The 20,167-nt window shown below is 60.1% G+C and carries 18 protein-coding genes and 1 pseudogene; 12 read left to right on the top strand and 7 right to left on the bottom strand.

Annotated elements, in window-relative coordinates:
• Nucleotides 1-49: 49 nt before the first annotated feature.
• A complete protein-coding gene (gene rbn, locus ACOTX3_RS05550) occupies nucleotides 50-967 on the bottom strand; it encodes a ribonuclease BN (protein WP_058662053.1) in 918 nt (305 codons plus the stop codon).
• Between the two features lie 70 nt (nucleotides 968-1,037).
• Between rbn and ACOTX3_RS05545 the strand changes: the two are divergent.
• From ACOTX3_RS05545 to menE, 8 genes and pseudogenes are all read left to right on the top strand, one after another.
• Nucleotides 1,038-1,500 (top strand): annotated as a pseudogene (locus ACOTX3_RS05545) (GNAT family N-acetyltransferase).
• Nucleotides 1,501-1,553: 53 nt separating this feature from the next.
• Nucleotides 1,554-1,859 (top strand): stress response protein ElaB, encoded by a 306-nt coding sequence (elaB, locus tag ACOTX3_RS05540; protein WP_028028061.1) that lies wholly within the window; start codon nucleotides 1,554-1,556, stop codon nucleotides 1,857-1,859.
• Between the two features lie 95 nt (nucleotides 1,860-1,954).
• A complete protein-coding gene (gene menF, locus ACOTX3_RS05535) occupies nucleotides 1,955-3,250 on the top strand; it encodes an isochorismate synthase MenF (protein WP_058678195.1) in 1,296 nt (431 codons plus the stop codon).
• A gap of 88 nt (nucleotides 3,251-3,338) precedes the next feature.
• A complete protein-coding gene (gene menD / locus ACOTX3_RS05530; RefSeq protein ID WP_058678194.1) occupies nucleotides 3,339-5,009 on the top strand; it encodes a 2-succinyl-5-enolpyruvyl-6-hydroxy-3-cyclohexene-1-carboxylic-acid synthase in 1,671 nt (556 codons plus the stop codon).
• The gene (menH, locus tag ACOTX3_RS05525) at nucleotides 5,006-5,782 is read left to right on the top strand and encodes a 2-succinyl-6-hydroxy-2,4-cyclohexadiene-1-carboxylate synthase (RefSeq protein WP_048972298.1); all 777 of its coding nucleotides are present in this window, start codon (nucleotides 5,006-5,008) and stop codon (nucleotides 5,780-5,782) included. The genes menD and menH overlap by 4 nt, the downstream gene beginning before the upstream one ends.
• A complete protein-coding gene (gene menB / locus ACOTX3_RS05520) occupies nucleotides 5,779-6,636 on the top strand; it encodes a 1,4-dihydroxy-2-naphthoyl-CoA synthase (protein WP_013098093.1) in 858 nt (285 codons plus the stop codon). Before menH ends, menB begins: the two co-directional genes overlap by 4 nt.
• Nucleotides 6,636-7,601 carry an o-succinylbenzoate synthase gene (gene menC, locus ACOTX3_RS05515; protein ID WP_058678193.1) on the top strand — a complete coding sequence of 322 codons (966 nt, stop codon included), beginning with the start codon at nucleotides 6,636-6,638 and terminating at the stop codon, nucleotides 7,599-7,601. Before menB ends, menC begins: the two co-directional genes overlap by 1 nt.
• Nucleotides 7,598-8,959 (top strand): o-succinylbenzoate--CoA ligase, encoded by a 1,362-nt coding sequence (menE, locus tag ACOTX3_RS05510; protein WP_058678192.1) that lies wholly within the window; start codon nucleotides 7,598-7,600, stop codon nucleotides 8,957-8,959. Before menC ends, menE begins: the two co-directional genes overlap by 4 nt.
• Here the strand turns inward: menE and ACOTX3_RS05505 are convergent, their stop codons facing one another.
• From ACOTX3_RS05505 to ACOTX3_RS05495, 3 genes are read right to left on the bottom strand one after another with little or no spacing between them, the layout of a single operon-like run.
• The gene (locus ACOTX3_RS05505; RefSeq protein WP_013098090.1) at nucleotides 8,960-10,471 is read right to left on the bottom strand and encodes a tripartite tricarboxylate transporter permease; all 1,512 of its coding nucleotides are present in this window, start codon (nucleotides 10,469-10,471) and stop codon (nucleotides 8,960-8,962) included.
• 11 nt (nucleotides 10,472-10,482) lie between these two features.
• Nucleotides 10,483-10,914 carry a tripartite tricarboxylate transporter TctB family protein gene (locus ACOTX3_RS05500; protein WP_013098089.1) on the bottom strand — a complete coding sequence of 144 codons (432 nt, stop codon included), beginning with the start codon at nucleotides 10,912-10,914 and terminating at the stop codon, nucleotides 10,483-10,485.
• An 11-nt stretch (nucleotides 10,915-10,925) separates the two neighbouring features.
• Complete coding sequence (locus tag ACOTX3_RS05495; RefSeq protein WP_029881726.1) at nucleotides 10,926-11,906, bottom strand: Bug family tripartite tricarboxylate transporter substrate binding protein; 981 nt, start codon at nucleotides 11,904-11,906, stop codon at nucleotides 10,926-10,928.
• A gap of 149 nt (nucleotides 11,907-12,055) precedes the next feature.
• Here ACOTX3_RS05495 and tctD point away from each other — a divergent pair, with 149 nt between their 5' ends.
• The 4 genes from tctD to ACOTX3_RS05475 all read left to right on the top strand — a co-directional run bounded on the left by tctD (nucleotide 12,056) and on the right by ACOTX3_RS05475 (nucleotide 16,090).
• The gene (gene tctD / locus ACOTX3_RS05490; RefSeq protein WP_013098025.1) at nucleotides 12,056-12,730 is read left to right on the top strand and encodes a transcriptional regulator TctD; all 675 of its coding nucleotides are present in this window, start codon (nucleotides 12,056-12,058) and stop codon (nucleotides 12,728-12,730) included.
• Entirely contained in the window at nucleotides 12,717-14,126 is a 1,410-nt protein-coding gene (locus ACOTX3_RS05485; protein WP_023621534.1) for a sensor histidine kinase, read from the top strand. The genes tctD and ACOTX3_RS05485 overlap by 14 nt, the downstream gene beginning before the upstream one ends.
• Before the next feature lie 131 nt (nucleotides 14,127-14,257).
• On the top strand, nucleotides 14,258-14,797 hold the full coding sequence (locus ACOTX3_RS05480) for a YfaZ family outer membrane protein (RefSeq protein ID WP_013098023.1): 540 nt from the start codon (nucleotides 14,258-14,260) through the stop codon (nucleotides 14,795-14,797).
• Nucleotides 14,798-14,890: 93 nt separating this feature from the next.
• Entirely contained in the window at nucleotides 14,891-16,090 is a 1,200-nt protein-coding gene (locus tag ACOTX3_RS05475; protein WP_058678191.1) for a nicotinamide mononucleotide deamidase-related protein YfaY, read from the top strand.
• Between the two features lie 32 nt (nucleotides 16,091-16,122).
• Here ACOTX3_RS05475 and glpC read toward each other — a convergent pair whose 3' ends face one another.
• The 3 genes from glpC to glpA are packed head-to-tail and all read right to left on the bottom strand — an operon-like array spanning nucleotide 16,123 to nucleotide 20,145.
• On the bottom strand, nucleotides 16,123-17,313 hold the full coding sequence (gene glpC / locus ACOTX3_RS05470; RefSeq protein WP_038420244.1) for an anaerobic glycerol-3-phosphate dehydrogenase subunit GlpC: 1,191 nt from the start codon (nucleotides 17,311-17,313) through the stop codon (nucleotides 16,123-16,125).
• The gene (gene glpB, locus ACOTX3_RS05465) at nucleotides 17,310-18,527 is read right to left on the bottom strand and encodes a glycerol-3-phosphate dehydrogenase subunit GlpB (protein ID WP_058678190.1); all 1,218 of its coding nucleotides are present in this window, start codon (nucleotides 18,525-18,527) and stop codon (nucleotides 17,310-17,312) included. The genes glpC and glpB overlap by 4 nt, the downstream gene beginning before the upstream one ends.
• A complete protein-coding gene (gene glpA, locus ACOTX3_RS05460; RefSeq protein WP_127869152.1) occupies nucleotides 18,517-20,145 on the bottom strand; it encodes an anaerobic glycerol-3-phosphate dehydrogenase subunit A in 1,629 nt (542 codons plus the stop codon). Before glpA ends, glpB begins: the two co-directional genes overlap by 11 nt.
• Nucleotides 20,146-20,167: the final 22 nt, after the last annotated feature.

Genomic DNA, 20,167 nt, shown 5'->3' with positions numbered 1-20,167 from the left:
AATGCTGCCCTTTTAATCGTTATCGGCATCCTGAGAGAAAAATGAAGGACTAAACGCTGACCTTAGTGAAATCGTTGGCCAGCTCACACGCCGGGAACACGTCGCGGCACTCTGCCAGCAGTTTTTCACAGCCGCGGGCGTCATAGCGCGAGCTGACATGGGTGACAATCAATCTTCCGACGTTCGCTTCACGGGCAAGCGCCGCCGCCTGACGTGTTGAGCTGTGACCCCGGCTGTTGGCTTTCTCTTCCATCGCCGTTTCAAGCGTGGCTTCGTGCACCATCACATCCACCTCTCGCGCCAGTTGCAGGGCCGCAGGGCAGGGCGCGGTATCGCCAAAAATCGCCAGTTTTTTCCCCGGCTGCGGTGGGGCGAGATAGTCCTGGCCATTAATCGTGCGGCCGTCCTCAAGCGTGACGGTATCGCCCTGTTTCAGTCGCTGGAAAAGCGGTCCGGGCTTCACACCATCGGCAACCAGCGCAGCGGCGTCGAGCGCGCCGGGCTTATCATGCGCTTCGATGCGGTAGCCATAGCACTCAACCGGATGGTTGAGCGGCCGGGCGGTGACGGTATAGTCCCCGTCATCCAAAACCAGCCCCTCGGTTATCTCAATCACCTCCAGCGGATAATCTGTCCACGACCCGCTCAGGCGCAGCGTGGTTTCAACAAACTCACCAGTACCCGCCGGCCCGTAAATCGTCAGCGGGTTGGCATTACCCGCCATCGAACGGCTGCACAGCAGGCCCGGCAGGCCAAACAGGTGATCGCCATGCAGATGGGTGATAAAGATCTTATCCAGCTTACCGGGATGATAAGCGGTGTGTAACAACTGATGCTGCGTTCCTTCGCCACAGTCAAACAGCCACAGTCCGCCACGGGTTGGGTGCTGCAGATCCAGCAGGATCGCGGTCACGTTTCGTGTGCGTGTTGGCACGCCAGCGGACGTACCCAGAAAAATCAGTTCCATAACGCAATCAGCCCTTTGCCGAATGGGGGAGGGTTTAGTATAACGTGATGAACCCAGGAAGGAGACCGACATGATCCAGTGGCAAGATTTACACCATAGTGAACTCACCGTTCAGACACTGTACGCCCTGCTCAAACTGCGCTGCGAAGTGTTTGTTGTGGAACAAACCTGCCCGTATCAGGACATCGATGGCGATGATCTGGTGGGCGAGAACCGTCATATTCTCGGCTGGAGGGATAACGAGCTGGTGGCGTATGCGAGGATTCTGAAAAGCGGGGACGATTTTGAGCCTGTCGTTATTGGTCGCGTCATTATTAGCGGCAAGGCGCGCGGTGAAAAAACTGGGCTATCAGCTGATGGAAAAAACGCTGGAGGCATGCCAAAAACAGTGGCCAGACAAGGTGTTATACCTTGGCGCACAGGCGCACCTTCAGTCTTTCTACGGCCACTTTGGCTTTATGCCGGTCACGGACGTGTACGACGAAGACGGCATTCCTCATATCGGTATGGCGCGGGAAGTGAAACAGGCGTAATGGCAGGTCGTTGGCTATAGTTAGCGGACTGGTGTACTAACATGGAGAAAAATATGTCATTTCAATCCTGGGATACCCGTGTCGATGACGACCTGACGTTACTGAGCGAAACGCTGGAAGAGGTGTTACGTTCGTCCGGCGACCCTGCCGATCAGAAATATATCGAACTCAAGGCACGTGCCGAACAGGCGCTACATGATGTCAAAACCCGCGTCAGCCATGCGTCCGACAATTACTACTACCGCGCAAAAAAAGCGGTGTATCGCGCCGATGATTACGTCCATGAAAAACCGTGGCAAGGGATTGGTGTCGGTGCGGCGGTCGGTCTGGTGCTGGGGCTGCTTCTGGCCCGTCGTTAACCCCTGAATCGGACGCTTAACCCCTCCCTATACGTGGGTACTGATATTTCTGATGGTACCCCGTATACTAAGCGTTTTTACAGGGAGAGGTTCGCGTGCATTCGATTTCCAACGCGCTGGAACGTCTGCGTACTCAGCTTGCGCAAGCGTTACCCGCTACACCCGGCTTACGTCACGTTGACGTCTCTTTCCCGTTAAACGACGCTTTCGACCCTCTCGCCTGGCTTGGTGCTCAGTGCCTCTTTCCCCAGTTTTACTGGCAGCAGCGTAACGGTGATGAAGAGCTGGCTGCGCTGGGCGCCGTCATCCATTTTTCCTCCCTGGCTCAGGCTTCGCAGTTTTTACAGCAACAGCCTGTAGCGAACGACACGCGGATCTGCGGCCTGAATGCCTTCACCCCGGAGCAGGGCAGTCTCTTTTTACCCCGCCTGCTGTGGCGACGTTCTGCCGGGACCGCCACGTTGCGTCTGCAGCTGTGGAGTGACGGTTCCCTTCAGGAGGATGCCGACGCGGCGCTGGCGTTCTTACAGCAGCTTCGCGATGCCCGCCCAATCCGCCCGCTCTCCGCCCAGGTAGTGCAGGAGACCCATCAGCCGCAAAAACCGGAATGGCTGCGCCTTATCCGTCAGGCGACAGAGACCATTGCGCGCGGCGAAGTCGAAAAGGTGGTGCTCGCCCGGGCAACCGATCTGCAGTGCAGTCAGCCGGTGAATGCCGTGGCGCTGATGGCGGCCAGCCGTGCCCTGAATCTGAACTGCTATCATTTCTGCATGGTTTTCGATGCCAGCAACGCGTTTCTTGGCTCCACACCTGAACGGCTGTGGCGGCGGCGCGGCAACCTGCTGCGTACCGAAGCGCTGGCCGGTACCGTCGCCAGCCATCCCGATGACAAGCAGGCCCGCCTTCTGGGCGACTGGCTGATGAACGATGATAAAAACCAGCGTGAAAACATGCTGGTGGTAGAGGATATCTGCCAGCGGCTGCAGCACCATACCCGGACGCTGGAGGTCCTGCCAGCACAGGTTATGCGGTTGCGCAAAGTGCAGCATCTTCGCCGCTGCATCTGGACCGAGCTCAAGCATGCGGATGATGAGCAATGTCTGCATGTGCTGCAGCCGACGGCTGCGGTTGCCGGGTTACCGCGCCAGCCAGCACGCGAATTCATACACCGCGTTGAACCTTTCGACCGGGAATGGTATGCCGGATCCGCCGGATATCTGTCGCCAGAACAAAGCGAGTTCTGCGTGGCCCTGCGCTCGGCGCGCGTCCATGACGCCACCGTCCGTCTTTACGCCGGGGCGGGGATCGTCAGCGGTTCCGATCCGGAACAGGAGTGGCAGGAGATCGAAAATAAAGCCGCAGGCTTGCGCTCTCTGCTCCTGAAGGATTAGTACTGATTCGCGCAATCCCGATTCATATCAAAATTCTATTTTTTTCTATTATTTATACTGTGTCGCATTCTTGATACCGGACAATCTCATGTCAGTAAGTTCTTTTAACCGACGCTGGGCGACGGTGATCCTTGAAGCCCTGACTCGCCATGGCGTCAGGCATGTGTGTATTGCGCCGGGCTCACGCTCCACACCGCTGACGCTGGCGGCAGCAGAGAACCGGGCATTTATTCACCACACCCATTTTGACGAGCGCGGCCTGGGCCACCTGGCTCTGGGGCTGGCAAAGGTCAGCAAGGAACCGGTGGCGGTGATCGTCACCTCCGGTACTGCCGTGGCAAACCTCTATCCGGCCCTTATCGAAGCCGGGCTGACCGGTGAGAAACTGGTTCTGCTGACGGCCGATCGCCCGCCCGAGCTTATTGACTGCGGAGCGAACCAGGCTATTCGTCAGCCGGGCCTCTTTGCCTCGCATCCTTCGCAGACGGTTTCGTTACCCCGACCCACGCAGGACATTCCCGCAAGCTGGCTGGTCTCGACCGTCGATCACGCCATGGAGACGTTGCGCAGCGGGGCGTTACATATTAACTGTCCGTTTGCCGAGCCGTTGTACGGCGAAATGGACGACACCGGTCTTGCCTGGCAGCAGCAGCTTGGCGACTGGTGGGAGAGCGAAAAGCCGTGGCTGCGCGAGCAGACACACCTTGAGAGCGCAAAGCAACGTGACTGGTTCTTCTGGCGACAAAAACGCGGCGTGGTTATTGCCGGGCGCATGAGCGCCGCCGAAGGCAGGCAGGTGGCCGAATGGGCACACACCCTTGGCTGGCCGCTGATTGGCGACGTGCTGTCCCAGACCGGACAGCCGCTGCCGTGTGCCGATCTCTGGCTCGGGAATGCGAAAGCGGTGACTGAACTGGCGCAGGCGCAGATTGTGGTTCAGCTGGGCGCAAGCTTGACCGGCAAACGGTTACTGCAGTGGCAGGCAACCTGTAGCCCGGAAGAGTACTGGCTGGTGGATCCGCTGGAAGGGCGGCTCGATCCGGCGCACCATCGCGGTCGTCGTCTGGTGAGCGACATTGACGCCTGGCTGGCGCTCCACCCGGCGGAAAAGCGCGCCCCGTGGGCCGTTGAGATCCCGGCGCTGTCGCGTCAGGCGTGGGAGTTGACCCGTGCAAAATGCGAAGAGTTTGGTGAAGCGGAGCTGGCGCACCGTATTTACCGGTATCTGCCGGAGCAGGGGCAACTGTTTGTCGGCAACAGCCTGGTGGTGCGTCTGATTGATGCGTTCTCAAAACTGCCTGCGGGCTATCCGGTCTACAGTAACCGGGGAGCCAGCGGCATTGACGGGCTGATCTCCACGGCGGCGGGTGTGCAGCGAGCCAGCGCGAAATCCACGCTGGCGATCGTGGGCGATCTTTCGGCGCTGTACGATCTCAATGCGCTGGCGCTGCTGCGGCAGGTGTCGGCGCCGTTTGTGCTGATTGTGGTCAACAATAACGGCGGGCAGATCTTCTCCCTGCTGCCGACACCGCAGAGCGAACGCGAGCGCTTCTATCTGATGCCGCAGAACGTGCAGTTTGAACATGCCGCAGCGATGTTTAACCTGAAATACCACCGCCCGGAAAACTGGGAAGCGCTGGATGCAGTCCTGAGCAGCGCCTGGCGACAGCCCGGTGCAACGCTGATTGAACTGGTCGTCAACGAGGCTGACGGTGCGCAGAAGCTGCAAAGTCTGCTGGCGCAGGTGAGCCACCTGTGATCCTCGCAGGCGCGCAACAGGCCGGTAAGCCAGGTTACCCCTGGCTGGTCTTTTTGCATGGATTTTCTGGCGATTGCCGCGAGTGGCAGACGGTCGGCGAGGCGCTCAGCGATTATCCCCGGCTTTATCTCGACCTGCCGGGGCATGGCCGGTCCGCCAGTATGGCCGTCACGGGGTTCGAAGAGATGAGTGACGTGCTTACCCGAACCCTTGTTAGTTACAACATACTTAACTACTGGCTGGTGGGGTACTCCCTTGGCGGCCGCATTGCGATGTTTCATGCCTGCCAGGATCCTGCGGGGCTTTGCGGCATCATGGTGGAAGGCGGACATCCGGGCCTGAAGGGGGTCGCAGCACGAGAGGCAAGAGCAGCATCCGACCATCTGTGGGCGCAGCGTTTTCGCACGCAGCCCCTCTCAAACGTCTTTGCCGACTGGTATCAACAGCCTGTCTTTGCCTCCCTGACGGACAGCCAGCGCAGGGCGCTCATCGCCCTGCGCTGTCGCAACGCGGGCACAAACCTGGCGATGATGCTTGAGGCAACCTCGCTCGCCGTGCAACCAGACCTGCGTGCCGCCCTCAGCGCGCGAAATTTCCCTTTTGATTATCTCTATGGCGAACGTGACGAGAAGTTCGCGGCCCTGGCCGCTGAACTGAACGCTGTTCGCCATGTCATTCCAAACGCCGGACACAACGCCCACCGGGAAAATCCCGGGGCGGTTAGCGCGAGTCTGGCTCAGATACTGCGTCGTCGAATAAAGGACACTCTATGATCTATCCTGATGAAAACATGCTCTATGCACCGGTTGAATGGCAAGACTGCTCCGAAGGTTACACCGACATTCGTTACCACAAATCGGCTGACGGTATCGCCAAAATCACCATTAATCGTCCGCAGGTGCGTAACGCCTTCCGTCCCCTGACCGTAAAAGAGATGATTCAGGCCCTGGCGGATGCGCGCTATGACGACAACATCGGCGTTATCGTCCTGACCGGGGAAGGCGAAAAAGCGTTCTGCTCCGGTGGCGATCAGAAAGTACGCGGTGACTACGGCGGATACCAGGACGATGCGGGTACCCATCACCTGAACGTGCTTGATTTCCAGCGTCAAATCCGTACCTGCCCAAAACCCGTGGTGGCCATGGTGGCAGGCTACTCCATCGGCGGCGGCCACGTGCTGCACATGATGTGCGATCTGACCATTGCCGCAGAGAACGCCATCTTCGGTCAGACGGGCCCGAAAGTCGGCTCTTTTGACGGCGGCTGGGGGGCTTCTTACATGGCGCGCATTGTCGGTCAGAAAAAAGCCCGCGAAATCTGGTTCCTGTGCCGTCAGTACAACGCCCAGGAAGCGCTGGATATGGGCCTGGTTAACACCGTGGTGCCGATTGCCGATCTCGAAAAAGAGACCGTTCGCTGGTGTCGCGAAATGCTGCAGAACAGCCCAATGGCGCTGCGCTGCCTGAAAGCGGCCCTGAACGCTGACTGTGACGGTCAGGCGGGGCTGCAGGAGCTGGCGGGTAACGCCACTATGCTGTTCTACATGACCGAAGAGGGTCAGGAAGGACGCAACGCGTTTAACGAAAAACGCCAGCCAGACTTCAGTAAATACAAACGGAACCCGTAATGCGTCGCGCGCAGGTTTACCGCTGGCAGATACCGATGGACGCGGGCGTGGTGCTGCGTGAACGGCGGTTAAAAACCCGTGATGGCTTCTTCGTGCAATTGCAGCAGGGTGAAGGGCAGGGCTGGGGCGAGATTTCGCCTCTGCCGGGCTTTAGCCTGGAGTCGCTGGAGGAGGCGCAGGCTGCGCTGATGGCATGGGTAGAGGAATGGCGTACAGGCCTGAATCCGCCGCTGCCCGATCTCCCTTCCGCCGCATTTGGCATCAGCTGCGCGCTCGCGGAGCTCGACGGCAGCCTGCCTGATGAGGCCGATTACCGTGCCGCGCCGCTCTGCACGGGCGATCCGGACGAGCTGTTTGCCTTGCTCATCGCAATGCCCGGCGAGAAAGTGGCGAAAATCAAAGTCGGTCTTTACGAAGCGGTACGCGACGGCATGGTCGCTAACCTCTTGCTGGAGGCGATCCCCGATCTGCGCCTGCGTCTGGATGCCAACCGCGCCTGGACGCCGCTTAAGGCGCAGCAGTTCGCGAAGTACGTCAACCCGGCGTACCGCAGCCGCATCGCTTTTCTGGAAGAGCCGTGTAAAACCCGTGAGGATTCACGCGCTTTTGCCCGAGAAACCGGCATTGCCATCGCCTGGGATGAAAGCCTGCGCGAGGCGGACTTTGCCTTTAGCGCCGAGCCAGGCGTCAGCGCCGTGGTCATAAAACCGACGCTAACGGGCAGTCTGGCGAAGGTGCGCGAACAGGTGGCGGCAGCGCATGAGGCAGGGCTGACGGCGGTGATCAGCTCCTCCATCGAATCCAGCCTTGGGCTGACGCAGCTGGCGCGCATTGCCGCCTGGTTAACGCCCGACACCATCCCGGGGCTGGATACGTTAAACCTGATGCAAACCCAGCTCATTCGCCCGTGGCCGGGGAGCGCGCTGCCGTGCGCGGGCGTTGAGGCGCTGGAGCCGTTGCAATGAGTTTTAGCGACTGGCCGTGGCGGCACTGGCGCGAGCAGCGTGCTGATACACCGGCTCTGCGTCTAAACGACGAGGTGCTGAGCTGGCAACAGCTCTGCACCCGCATCGACAATCTGGCTGCAGGGTTTCATCAGCAGGGCGTGGAGGCGGGTGACGGCGTGCTGCTGCTCGCCCATAATCACCCGCAGACCCTGCTGGCATGGCTGGCGCTGCTCCAGTGCGGCGCGCGAATTCTTCCGGTTAATCCCCAGCTCCCGCATCCCCTGCTGGAGGTATTACTTCCTCAGATGACGCTGCGTTTTGTGCTGGTGCTGGACGGTCACTATGACGGGCTCGCCGCGCTTAGCGTGCATGCTCCGTCCGGCGAATACCGCGTGGCATGGCAGCCTGAGCGGCTGGCCTCGATGACGCTCACCTCCGGCTCCACCGGGCTGCCGAAAGCGGCCGTTCATACCTGCGGGGCGCATCTTGCAAGCGCTGAGGGCGTCCTCGCGCTGATGCCCTACGGCGACGATGACGACTGGCTGCTTTCGCTGCCGCTGTTTCATGTCTCCGGGCAGGGGATTTTATGGCGCTGGCTGCAGGCTGGCGCGCGCTTAACCGTACGCGAGAAGCAGCCGCTGGAGCAGGCCTTGCAGGGGTGTACGCATGCCTCGCTGGTGCCAACCCAGCTCTGGCGTCTGCTCAATACCCACCAGCGGATCGCGCTGAAAGCGGTACTGCTGGGCGGGGCCGCCATCCCCGTTGAGTTGACGCAACAGGCGCGCGCGCAGGGTATTTCTACGTTTTGTGGCTATGGCCTGACGGAGTTTGCCTCTACCGTCTGCGCGAAAGAGGCTGACGGTGAGCCGGACGTGGGCAGCGCATTGCCGGGCAGGGAGGTTCAGGTCGTTAACGGTGAAGTGTGGATCAAGGCGCAAAGCATGGCCTCAGGCTACTGGCGCGACGGCGCGTTGCTGCCGCTCACGAATTCAGAGGGCTGGTTTGCCACCCGCGATCGCGGCGAACTGCATGACGGTCGCCTGACGATCCTCGGTCGGATGGATAACCTCTTTTTCAGCGGAGGCGAGGGCATTCAGCCGGAGAGTCTTGAGCGGATTATCGCGACCCATCCGCACATCAGCCAGGTCTTCATTGTTCCGCTGAATGACGCCGAATTCGGTCAGCGTCCGGTAGCGGTGGTGGAGTGTGAACCGGGAACGGATATCACCCGCTTGCCGGAATGGGTACAGGGCAAACTGGCACGATTTGAACAGCCCGTCCACTGGCTGGTACTGCCTGCGGAGTTAAAAAATGGCGGGATTAAGATCTCCCGCCAGGCGTTAAAACAGTGGGTGAATGCCCAGCTGTCTGGTTAATTAGCCGACATCGGGCTGCGGCTTACGCTGACGACGCAGCAGGCGCAGCACCGGCGGCACGACCACCACCACAATAGCCAGCACCAGCAGGATCTTCGCCACATTGCTGTCCCACAGAATGGCGACATCGCCATTGCTGATGGACAGGGCGCGGCGCAGGTTCTGCTCCAGCATCTCACCCAGCACAAAGCCCAGAATCAACGGCGACATCGGGAAGTGCATTTTACGCAAGATGTAGCCGAACACCCCCAGCACCACCATCAGAATCAGGTCGAAGGTGGTGCTGTGTACCGCATACACCCCCACCGCCGAGACGGCTGCGATTGCGGGTACCAGGAACCACAGCGGAATGGTCAGCATACGGGTGAACAGGCCAATCAGCGGAATGTTCATGACCAGCAACATCACGTTGGCAATCAGCAGTGCCGCAATCAGCCCCCAGACGATATCCGGCTGTTCGGTGAACATCGCCGGTCCTGGCGTGATGTTATAGAGCGTCAGCGCCCCCATCATCACCGCCGTGGTACCGGAGCCGGGCACGCCGAGCGTCAGCATGGGAATAAACGAGCCACAGGCCGAGGCATTGTTAGCCGCCTCGGGTGCGGCGACGCCGCGAATATCGCCTTTACCAAAGCTGTCGCTGTTGCCGCTGAGTTTTTTCTCCGTCATGTAGGTGATGGCGCTGGCGATGGTCGCCCCGGCGCCCGGCAGAATGCCAACAAAGAAGCCAATGACCGCTGAACGCAGCGTGGTACCGATACACTGCACCCCCTCTTTGGCGTTAAAGAGCATCCGGCCAGTTTTACGCACCAGCGTCTGCCCGCTGCTGGTATGTTCCAGCATCAGTAAGATCTCAGAGACAGAGAACAGACCAATCACGACCACGATAAACTGCACGCCGTCGGACAGGTGAACGCTGTCGAAGGTAAAGCGATAGACCCCGGTGTTGGCATCCACGCCGACGGTGGCTAACCCTAAGCCAATCAGCGCAGACAAAAACGATTTCAGTGGGTTTTGTGCCATCATGCTGCCGAGACAGGCAATGGCGAAGACCATCAGGGCAAAATACTCTGCCGGACCAAACGCCAGCGACCACTGGGCCAGCGCAGGCGCAAACAGAATGATGCCGCCAATGGCAATCAGCGAGCCAAAGAACGAACTGACGGCGGAAATAGACAGCGCCACGCCGCCGCGCCCCTGCCGCGCCATCGGGTAACCATCCAGCGCGGTCATAATGGCCGCCGCATCCCCGGGCACGTTGAGCAGTATTGACGAGATTCGGCCGCCATATTCACAGCCGATGTAGACCGTCGCCAGCAGGATCAGCGCTGATTCCGCAGGCAGATGCAGGGCAAACGCCAGCGGGAGCAAAATAGCGACCCCGTTGATGGGCCCAAGCCCAGGCAACAGACCGACGATCGTCCCGACGAAGCAGCCGATCAGGGCGATCACCAGGTTTTCCGGGGTCATCGCCACAGCGAACCCCTGTGAGAGGTAAATCCAGGTATCCATAGCGTGCTCCGTTAATTAAGCCAGGCGCCAAGCGGCAACGTCACATCCAGCAGGCGGTCAAAGGCGTACCACAGGAAAATGCCCATCACCACGCCCGAGATCCCCGCCGCAGGCAGGCTGGCGTTAAACAGCGTGCCGATGACCATCGTCAGGATGGCGGTCGCTACCGGGAAGCCGAGCCATTCAAAGCCCCAGGCATACATCAGCAGCACAATGACCATCACCAGCAGCCGCTGCAAAATGCGCTTAGGCGGCCACTCTACGGTATCCGGGTGGCGTAACAGCATGGCCACCGAGCAAAGCAGCATCAGGCCGACAATGCCCATTGGAAAGGGGCGGGGCCCCACGGGTTCATAGCTGTATTCGCTGTGGATCTGCCAGGCGACGAACATCCCGCCAATGCAGAGCAACAACCAGATCCCGGCAAAAATGCGATCGCTCATAGCGCCTCCGGTTATTTGGCCAGGCCAAACGCTTTTGCTTTCTCGCGGTAGTCATTCACCTGTTTTTTGACATACTCGTCCAGCTGCTTGCCGTTCAGGTTGAACTCAAACAGCCCGCGCAGATCGCGCTGCTTTTTAAATTCGTCTGTCTGCTGCAATTTGTTAAAGGTGTCGACCCACCACTGGTATTCGGCATCGGTCACTTTTGGCCCGACAAAGAAGCCGCGGATAATCGGCCAGACGAGGTCATAACCCTGTTCTTTTGCAGTCGGCACGTTTGCCAGCTGTCCCGGCAGACGGTTTTCGGAGAAGACCGCCAGCACGCGGATTTTATCGCCGTTCAGGTAGGGCACCATTTCACTAAGGTCACCGGAAACTGCCTGCACGTGGTTGCCCATCAGCGCCGTCACCGGTTCACCGCCGCCCTCAAACGCCACGTAACGCATTTTGTGCGGATCCACTTTCGCCTGCTGCGCCAGCAGGGCGGCTTTCATCCAGTCCTGGCTGCCGATGGAGGCGCCTGCACCAATCACCACGCTGTTGGGGTCTTTTTCCATGGCGGTGAGCAAATCCTTCAGGGATTTCCACGGGGAATCTGCTCGCACGGCAATCATGCCGTAGTCGGTACCGACGGTGGCCAGCCAGCGCACGTCATCCACGCCGTAGCGGCCAAACTTGCCCTGGGAGAGGTTAAGCAGCGAGCCGCCGGAGAAGGCCACCACTGTGCCGGCTTCCGCCGGACGTTGCGCGACAATCGCGTTATAGGCCACCGCGCCCACGCCGCCTGGCATGTAGGTCACGCGCATCGGTTTTTCAATGGCCTTCGTCTCCAGCAGGCTGACCTGAATCAACTTGCAGGTGAGATCGAAACCGCCGCCCGGTTTGGCCGGAGCGATACATTCGGTGCGGGACGGGGCGTCCTGCGCCTGGACAACAGAGGCACTCAACATTAAAACGCTTGCAGCAATCGTTGAAAGTAATTGTTTTTTCATCGTTTATCCTCACGCCGGCGATCCGGGGGTACGGGTACTGGTTTTTTTCTGATTATGTGAACCACCTTGTAGCGGTTCCGTTGCGTGATTGTTAAAACAATAACCTTTCATTTCCCTTTCAACGCGACACCAACTTTACAGGATGTGATATGCGTCTCTTACTGGCGGAAGATAATCGTGAGCTGGCTCACTGGCTGGAGAAAGCGCTGGTGCAGGAAGGCTTTGCCGTAGACTGCGTTTCTGACGGGCGCGCGGCCGATCATCTGCTGCAGGGGGAAAATTACGCGGTGGCGATACTGGACATCGGTATGCCCGGTTTTGACGGCCTGGAGGTGGTGCACCGTTTACGTAAACGCGGCCAGACCTTGCCGGTGCTGTTTCTCACCGCACGCAGCAACGTGGCGGATCGGGTGAAAGGCCTGAACGCCGGGGCGGATGATTATCTGCCAAAACCGTTTGAGCTGGAGGAGCTGGACGCCAGGCTTCGCGCCCTGCTGCGCAGAAGCGAGGGGAGAACCCAGGAACGCCAGCGCCTTGGGGAGCTGGAGTATGACGACGACGGTTTTTTCCTGCTGCGCGACGAGCCGCTCTCGCTCACCCCGCGCGAACTGTCGCTGCTGAAGGTGCTGATGCATCGTCGCACCCGCCCCGTTTCCCGGCAGCAGTTGTTCGATCAGGTGTTTAGCCTGAACGACGACGTCAGCCCGGAGAGTCTCGATCTTTACATTCATCGCCTGCGCAAAAAGCTGAGCGGCAGCGGCGTGCGGATCACCACCCTGCGCGGACTGGGCTATGTGCTGGAGTGCGGCGATGAAGTGGGTTAAGCCTCAGTCGCTTTATCTGCAACTGCTGCTTTTTCTCGGCCTGCCGCTGCTGTTGCTGTGGGGATTATCGGCTTTTAACAGTTACGTCAGCGCCCTGCAGGCGGCGACCCAGGCGTACGACCGCACGCTGTTATCTTCGGCGCGTACCGTCTCTGAGCGGCTGGAGGTGCACAACGGCAAGCTGCTGGTTGATGTTCCCTGGGTGGTGCTCGACAGCTTTGAGCTGAACATGAACGATCGTCTCTATTACAAGGTGGTTGACCCGGAGGGGCGGGTGATCTCCGGCTATGACGATCTGCCGAACATGCCCCCCTCCACGTCGCGCACCACGCACTATCCCGCGCTGGCCTGGTTTTATCATACCGAGTATCGCGGCCAGGCGATCCGCGTGGCGAAGCTGCTCCAGCCAATTAACGAAGACAATGTTTCCGGTATGGCGGAGATCTACGTCGCCGAAACCTTGCAGTCGCGGCGCTATCTCGCCACTCAGCTTCTGTTTTCATCGCTCGTTTCGCAGGGGCTGCTGGTGCTGCTGACGTTGGTCTTAACCGCCTGGCTGCTGCGCCGCGTGCTGCGCCCGATGCGTCAGCTCTCCTCGCTGATGGTGCGCCGTGAGCCTGGGCTGCTGGCCCCGCTGCCGGAGCTGCTGCCCTGGTCGGAAACGCGGCTGCTGATCGTGGCTTTTAACCGTTATATCGACAGATTACGCGGCGTGCTTTCCCGCCAGGAGCGCTTCAACGCCGATGCGTCTCATCAGCTCAAAACGCCGCTGGCGGTGCTCAAAACCCAGGTTTCCGTTGCCCTGACGCGAAACGATCCGGCCCTGTGGCAGGAGAGTTTACGCGCCATGAACGTGACGCTGGATAACACCATCGTCCTCACCGAACGGCTGCTGCAACTCTCCACGGTGAGGCGCAAAGAGCAGGGGGATCGCCAGTTTGCGCCGGTGGACCTGGTTCAGGTGGTGCAGAACTGCTGTTTCTCCAGACTGACGCAGGCGCGCAGCAAGGCGATCGATTTGGGTTATGACGGCATTCAGCAACCCGTCTTGATAGACGGTGATGAGGTGCTGCTGGGGGAGCTGTGCGCCAACCTGCTTGAGAACGCGATCAAGTACACCCCGGCAGGAGGCATCGTCACCGTGTTCCTGCACACAGACGCGGGCGGCGTTGAGCTCAGCGTGGAGGATAGCGGGCCCGGCATCGAAGACAGCCAGATTCATCAGGCAGTACTGCCTTTCCATCGGCTGGACAACGTCGGGGACGCCAGCGGATCGGGTATCGGGCTGGCGCTGGCGAGCGATATCGCCCGGCTTCACCGAAGCCACCTGCAGCTTTCCCGCAGTGAGGCACTGGGAGGGCTGAGCGTAAAAATGCGCTTTCTGTTGCTGACGTAAAAAAACCGCGCGTTTCAAATCGTTACAATCTACTTGCCCGCCGCACGCAGAGTGCTTGATCGCCAGGCGTCTCAGGTTAAAATCTCGCGGTTTTTTTGGGACTTTTCTATAAATTGCGCGGGAACACGATAATGAAAAAAGTGGCATTGATGGGCTTAGGCCTGATATTCGTTTCGGCGGCAGCTAACGCCATCAGCTTTAACGGCTCTGCGGGTCAGGATTATACCCACCTGGGCTTTGGCCTGGGTACCGAGACCGCCGGTCTGGCGATGACCGGCGGCTGGACGCATAACGACGACGATGGCGATGCGGCAAGCCTCGGCCTGGGTCTGAATATTCCTCTTGGCCCGTTCCTGGCCACCGTCGGCGGTAAAGGTATCTACACCAACCCGAACGACGGCGACGAAGGGTATGCGGCAGCGGTGGGCGGCGGTCTGCAGTGGAAAATTGGCGACAGCTTCGGCCTGTTTGGTGAGTACTACTACTCGCCGGACTCCCTCTCCAGCGGTATCGACAGCTATGAAGAAGCCAACGCGGGTGCGCGCTGGACCATCATGCGCCCAATTACCATTGAAGCGGGTTATCGTTATCTGAATCTGGCGGGCAAAGACGGCAACCGCGACAACGCGCTGGCTGACGGCCCGTATGTGGGCGTCAGCGCAGGCTTCTAACCCCTCCGGCGCGGCGTCCGTCGCGCCAGTTTCTCTCCTCTCCATGCCGGTGATTGCGCTATAGTGTTTTCACCATATAAGCGGGAGAACACAATGATTAACGTGGAGATGTTATCCACCGGCGACGAAGTGCTGCATGGACAGATTATTGATACCAATGCTGCCTGGCTTGCCGATCTTTTCTTTGAGCAAGGATTACCGTTAACGCGCCGCAATACCGTAGGCGACAGTCTTGAGTCGCTGGTGACCGTTCTGCGCGAGCGTAGCGAACACTGCGACGTGCTGATTGTGAACGGTGGGCTCGGCCCTACCAGCGACGATCTCAGCGCGCTGGCTGCCGCGACCGCCAAAGGCGAAGGGCTGGTGTTGCACGAGGAGTGGCTGGCCCACATGGAGCGTTTCTTCTCCGAACGTGGCCGCGTGATGGCCCCCAGCAACCGCAAACAGGCTGAAATCCCGGCCAGCGCCGAACTGGTCGATAACCCGGTGGGTACCGCCTGCGGTTTCGCCGTTCAACTGAACCGCTGCCTGATGTTCTTCACGCCGGGTGTCCCGTCTGAATTTAAAGTGATGGTCGAACAGCAGATCCTGCCGCGCCTTCGTCAACGTTTTACCCTGCCTGAACCGCCAGTCTGCCTGCGCCTGACCACCTTTGGCCGTTCGGAAAGCGATCTGGCGCAGAGCCTCGATCACCTGCCGCTGCCGCCTGGGGTATCCATGGGCTATCGCTCTTCCATGCCGATCATTGAACTCAAGCTCACCGGGCCTGCCACGCAGAAAGCGGCGATGCTGGCGCTCTGGCCGGAAGTGCAGCGCGTGGCGGGCGAAAGTCTGATTTTCGAGGGCACGGAAGGGCTACCGGCGCAGATTGCGAAGCATCTGCAGTCGCGCCAGCTGAGCGTCACCCTCAGCGAGCAGTTCACCGGCGGCCTGCTGGCGCTGCAACTGTCGCGCGTTAATGCTCCGCTGCTGGCCAGCGAGGTGGTGCCGTTCCAGCAGGAGACGCTGGCGCAGACGGCGCACTGGGCGTCAGAACGCCGGGTCAACCATTTTGCCGGGCTGGCGCTGTTTGTCGGGGGGATGGATGAGGAATATCTCAACTTTGCGCTGGCTACGCCGGAAGGGACGCATGCCTTAAGAGTCAAAATGAGTATCACCCGCCACAGCCTGGCGGTGCGTCAGGACGTCTGCGCCATGATGGCGCTGAACATGCTGCGTCGCTGGCTGGCAGGTAAAGAGGTGGCCAGCGAGCACGGCTGGATCAACGTGGTGGAATCGCTGTTCGTTGAGTGACCGGTTTGCCGGGGCGGCGGCCCCGGCGATACCTAACCCAGGGCCTTCGCCAGCAACGTGATCGGATGCTCGCAGCGCTTGCTGGTGGACATCTCTATCTGCCATTTGCAGGTTTCGCAGTCGGTCACCACGATATCCGCGCCGCTCTCCTCAATCTGGCGGAACAGCGGCGCGCCAATTGCCTGTGATGTTTCGTAATTTTCACGCTTAAAGCCGTACGTCCCCGCAATGCCGCAGCAGCGCGAATCCAGCACCGTCAGCTCCAGCCCCGGAATTAACCGCAACAGTTCCAGCGTGTAAAGCGCCCAGCCCATTTTTTCCATATGGCACGGCGTGTGGTAGACCACTTTCAGGGGTAAATTTTTCAGCGGTAGCGTCTGCCCGCTGTCCAGCTTGCGCCACAGGAAACGGGTTGCCAGCTCGATATGTTCGCGCAGGCCGGTATTGTCCACGTCCAGCAGGTGCGGATACTCGTCGCGCAGCGTGAAGGTACAGGTCGAGGAGGTGGCCAGCACCGGAATGCCTTTATCGACGATGGCCTCGCGCAGCGACGAGACGTTGCTTCTGGCCTGTTTGCGCGCTTTATCGGTAAACCCGTTGGCGATCAGCGGCACGCCGCAGCATTTCTCCTTGTTCAGTAACTGCATGCCTGTACCCATGGCGTTCAGCACTTTCAGCAGATCTTTACCCAGTTGCGGATGGTTGTAATTCACGTAGCAGCCATGGAAGAACGCGACCTGGTCGGCATACCGCGCCTGGTCTGCCGCTACGGATTTGTACCAGCGGCGGAAGGTGCCGTGGGAATATTTGGGCAAACTGCGGTGATGGTCGATCTTAAGCGTGGCATCCAGCAGCTGGCGCACCGGTTTCAGCGAGGTCGCGGCGTTCACCAGCGGGGCAAATGGCGTGGAGACGCTGCCCATCAGATCGGTATGGCTAAGAATGGCATCGCGCAGCGACGGTTTTTGCGTGCTATAGCGTGCCCGGGCGCGCTGAATAATGTCGCCGATTTTCACATCCGACGGACAGGCGACTTCACAACGTTTGCAGTTGATGCAGTATTTCAGCGCGTCATCGTACAGCGCGCCGTCCTTCAGACGCAGGCGCTCGCCGTCCGGCCCGGCCTGTTTCGGACCGGGATAGCGCGGGTTGACGCCGCTGACCGGGCAGACGGTGGTGCAGACCGTGCATTTGATGCAGCTTTCAAAGCGGGTATCGTTCATTGTTCAGCCTCCGTGCGCTGGCAAATCTGCTCTGCCACATAGAGCGCCGTTATGGCGCAGACGCCGCCGCCGCAGCCCTGGGCGATAGGATCGTATCCACCCAAAAGCGAGCCGATGGCGTAGAGATTCGGTACTGACTTTCCTGAAAGTTGCGGATGCAGCTGGTTATCCACGATTACGCCGAACTGCTGCCACGGCTGCGGGGCAAAGAAATCGCTCTGATACCAGTCCGCGCGAGAGGCGCTCTGGCGGACGTCCAGCCCCATAATCGCCTCGCGAATGCCGTCCCGACTGCTCAGCAGACCGTTGCTGAAGAAACTGCCGCTTGCCAGCACCGCGTAACGCGTACGAAGCGGAATATCGTCGTGGTTGCGGGTCCAGATTTCGCTCACCGAGCCGTCAGTCAGGGTGATTTTTTTCACTTCATCACCCCCCATCCACACGCCTCCCTGGGCCACAAACTGGCGCTGAAGCTGGGTATGCAGGCGAATACCGGGCACCGACGGAGGAAGCGTTGGCAGCAGGCCGAGCGAGCAGGGCAGGCGGTCGGACAGCCAGCGCCACAGCCGGTTGTCCTGTAAGCCAAAGCAGGCGGGCATAAACAGCGCATCGCATCCCTCTGCAAGCGGTTTGAGCGCCTCATACAGCAGCGGCCATTTCTCTTCGTTATCGAGCAAACGGGCAATATTCACCGCGCGGAACTCGCTGGGGTTGTCGCGCAGGACATCCAGCTCAGGAAGGTCAATCTCTGCCGTTTCAGCGTTGACCCCCTGGCGACTGAGCGAGGCCGCTGCCAGATGGGGCTGAAAATCCAGAAAACCGCTAATGCCCACCACCCGCACGCGCGTGGCCTTGAACGGGGCAACGGGCACCTCCTCCGGGCTGAGCCAGGCGGAACGCAGGGTGCCAAGCGGCGTGACGCGCGCGTGATTTTGCCTGGCGCTCCCCTGCATACGTGCGCCGCAATCAGCCAGCAGCGCTTCGGTCTCCAGGGCAAAGCGGTCAATGTGCTGCGCGCCAGTCAGGTGATAAGGATGCTCTGCCAGCAGTTTTTCGCGGTACGTTTCGTCCACCAGATCCAGCGAGCCCGACGAGAAGTGCAGGGCGCTCTGGCCCCGGGTGATAATGGCGCAGCGCAGTCCCTGCTTCGTGAGTTTGATGCCACAGAGCAGACCCGCCAGCCCGCCGCCGACGATCACCGTATCAAATTTCATCGCGTTGCTCCTTCTCAAGACCGCAAAGCCCCTGGTACACCCAGCGGGTAAATTCGCTTTCACGCAGGGCATCGCCCCAGGCGACAGGCTGAATGCCTTTCCAGCGCTCGTTCAGAAAATCGCTGAGCTGATCGAGCGACTGGGTGGCGGTGGTGGTATGAAAACGCTGCAGCAGCCCGGCGGCACGGCAGGCACACAGCTCCCCCTGACAGGTGCCCATCCCGACGCGGGTGCGGCGGCGGAGATCGAGCAGGCTATTCACCGTCAGATTCTCCACCGCGTATTGCACTTCCCCGGCGGTAACGGCCTCGCACTCGCATACCAGACTGCGGCTCAGCCGTCCTTCACCCAGCCAGACCGGTGTTCTGTCGCCATGGCGATAGACAGCCGAACCACGCAGGGGGGCAGGCAGGGAGATAATTTTTTGCAGCGTTTTCTCGGTGGACTGGCGCGAGCCGGGCAGGGGCTGTTCTGCGGTCACGCACGGTTCGCTATTGCCCAGCTTGCGGCAGACAGCATCCGTCGCCCATTCGGCCATCAGGCGGTAGGTCATCAATTTACCGCCGGTGATGGTGATGAAGCCGTCCAGCCCGTCACGCGCGGCATGGTCAAGCAGCACAATGCCGCGGCTGACATTGCGTCCGCTCGGGTCGTTATCGCTGGCGACAAGCGGACGCACACCCGCGTAGGCGCGCAGGATGCGGGTCTGGGCCATCACCGGCGCCAGTTTTACTCCTTCTCGCAGCAGGATGTCGACCTCTTCTGCGGTGACCCGATTGTAGTCAATCTCGCTGTAGTCAACGTGGGTGGAGGTGGTCCCAATTAACGAAATGGTATCGCCGGGGACAAGGATGTCTGCGTCAGACGGTTTTCGGCAGCGGTTGATGACATGGTTATTAATGCGGTGGTCGAGGATCAGCAGCGAGCCTTTGGCCGGGAACATGCGCACAGATAAATCGGCGTATTCTGCGATGTGTTGCCCCCAGATCCCCGCCGCGTTGACCACCACGGCGGCATACAGCTCGCTGTGTTCGTTGTACTGCGTATCCAGGACCCGCACGCCCACGATGCGATGCCCCTCACGGATAAGCCCGGTGACCTGATGGCCGGTCAGGATCCGCGCGCTGTGCTCGCGGGCGTCCAGCATGTTGGCCGCCGTCAGACGAAACGGATCCACGGTGCCGTCCGGGACTTTTACTGCACCCGTCAGTGCCGGATTAACCGAAGGTTCGATGCGGCGTGCGAGGGCCGGGTCAATGGCTTGCGCCTGAATTCCCGCGGCCTGGCAGGCGGTAATGAAAGTTGACTGAAAGGCGAGATCGTCTTCGGGAAGCGTAATAAACAGGCCGTCGGTCGGTTCAATACAGTGGCGGGCGATACGTCGCAGGATCTGATTTTCGGCGATACATTCGCGTGCCGATTCGCCGTCGGTAACGGCGTAGCGGGCGCCGCTGTGCAGCAGGCCATGATTGCGTCCGGTAGCGCCGGTCGCAATATCATGGCGCTCCAGGAGCGTGACGCTCAGCCCTCTGAGCGCACAGTCGCGTGCGATGCCAGCGCCGGTCGCGCCCCCGCCAATGATAATCACATCGCTGTAGCGTGGATCGTGAATTGTCATTGTCATCCCTCTGTGTTCGTTT

Origin of the sequence: Enterobacter cloacae complex sp. IR5384 (genome assembly GCF_049237265.1) — a bacterium.
In the GTDB taxonomy this organism is placed as follows: Bacteria; Pseudomonadota; Gammaproteobacteria; order Enterobacterales; family Enterobacteriaceae; genus Enterobacter; species Enterobacter cloacae.
The sequence above is the reverse complement of the archived record's forward strand: the minus strand, read 5'-3'. Positions and strand labels throughout refer to the sequence as shown.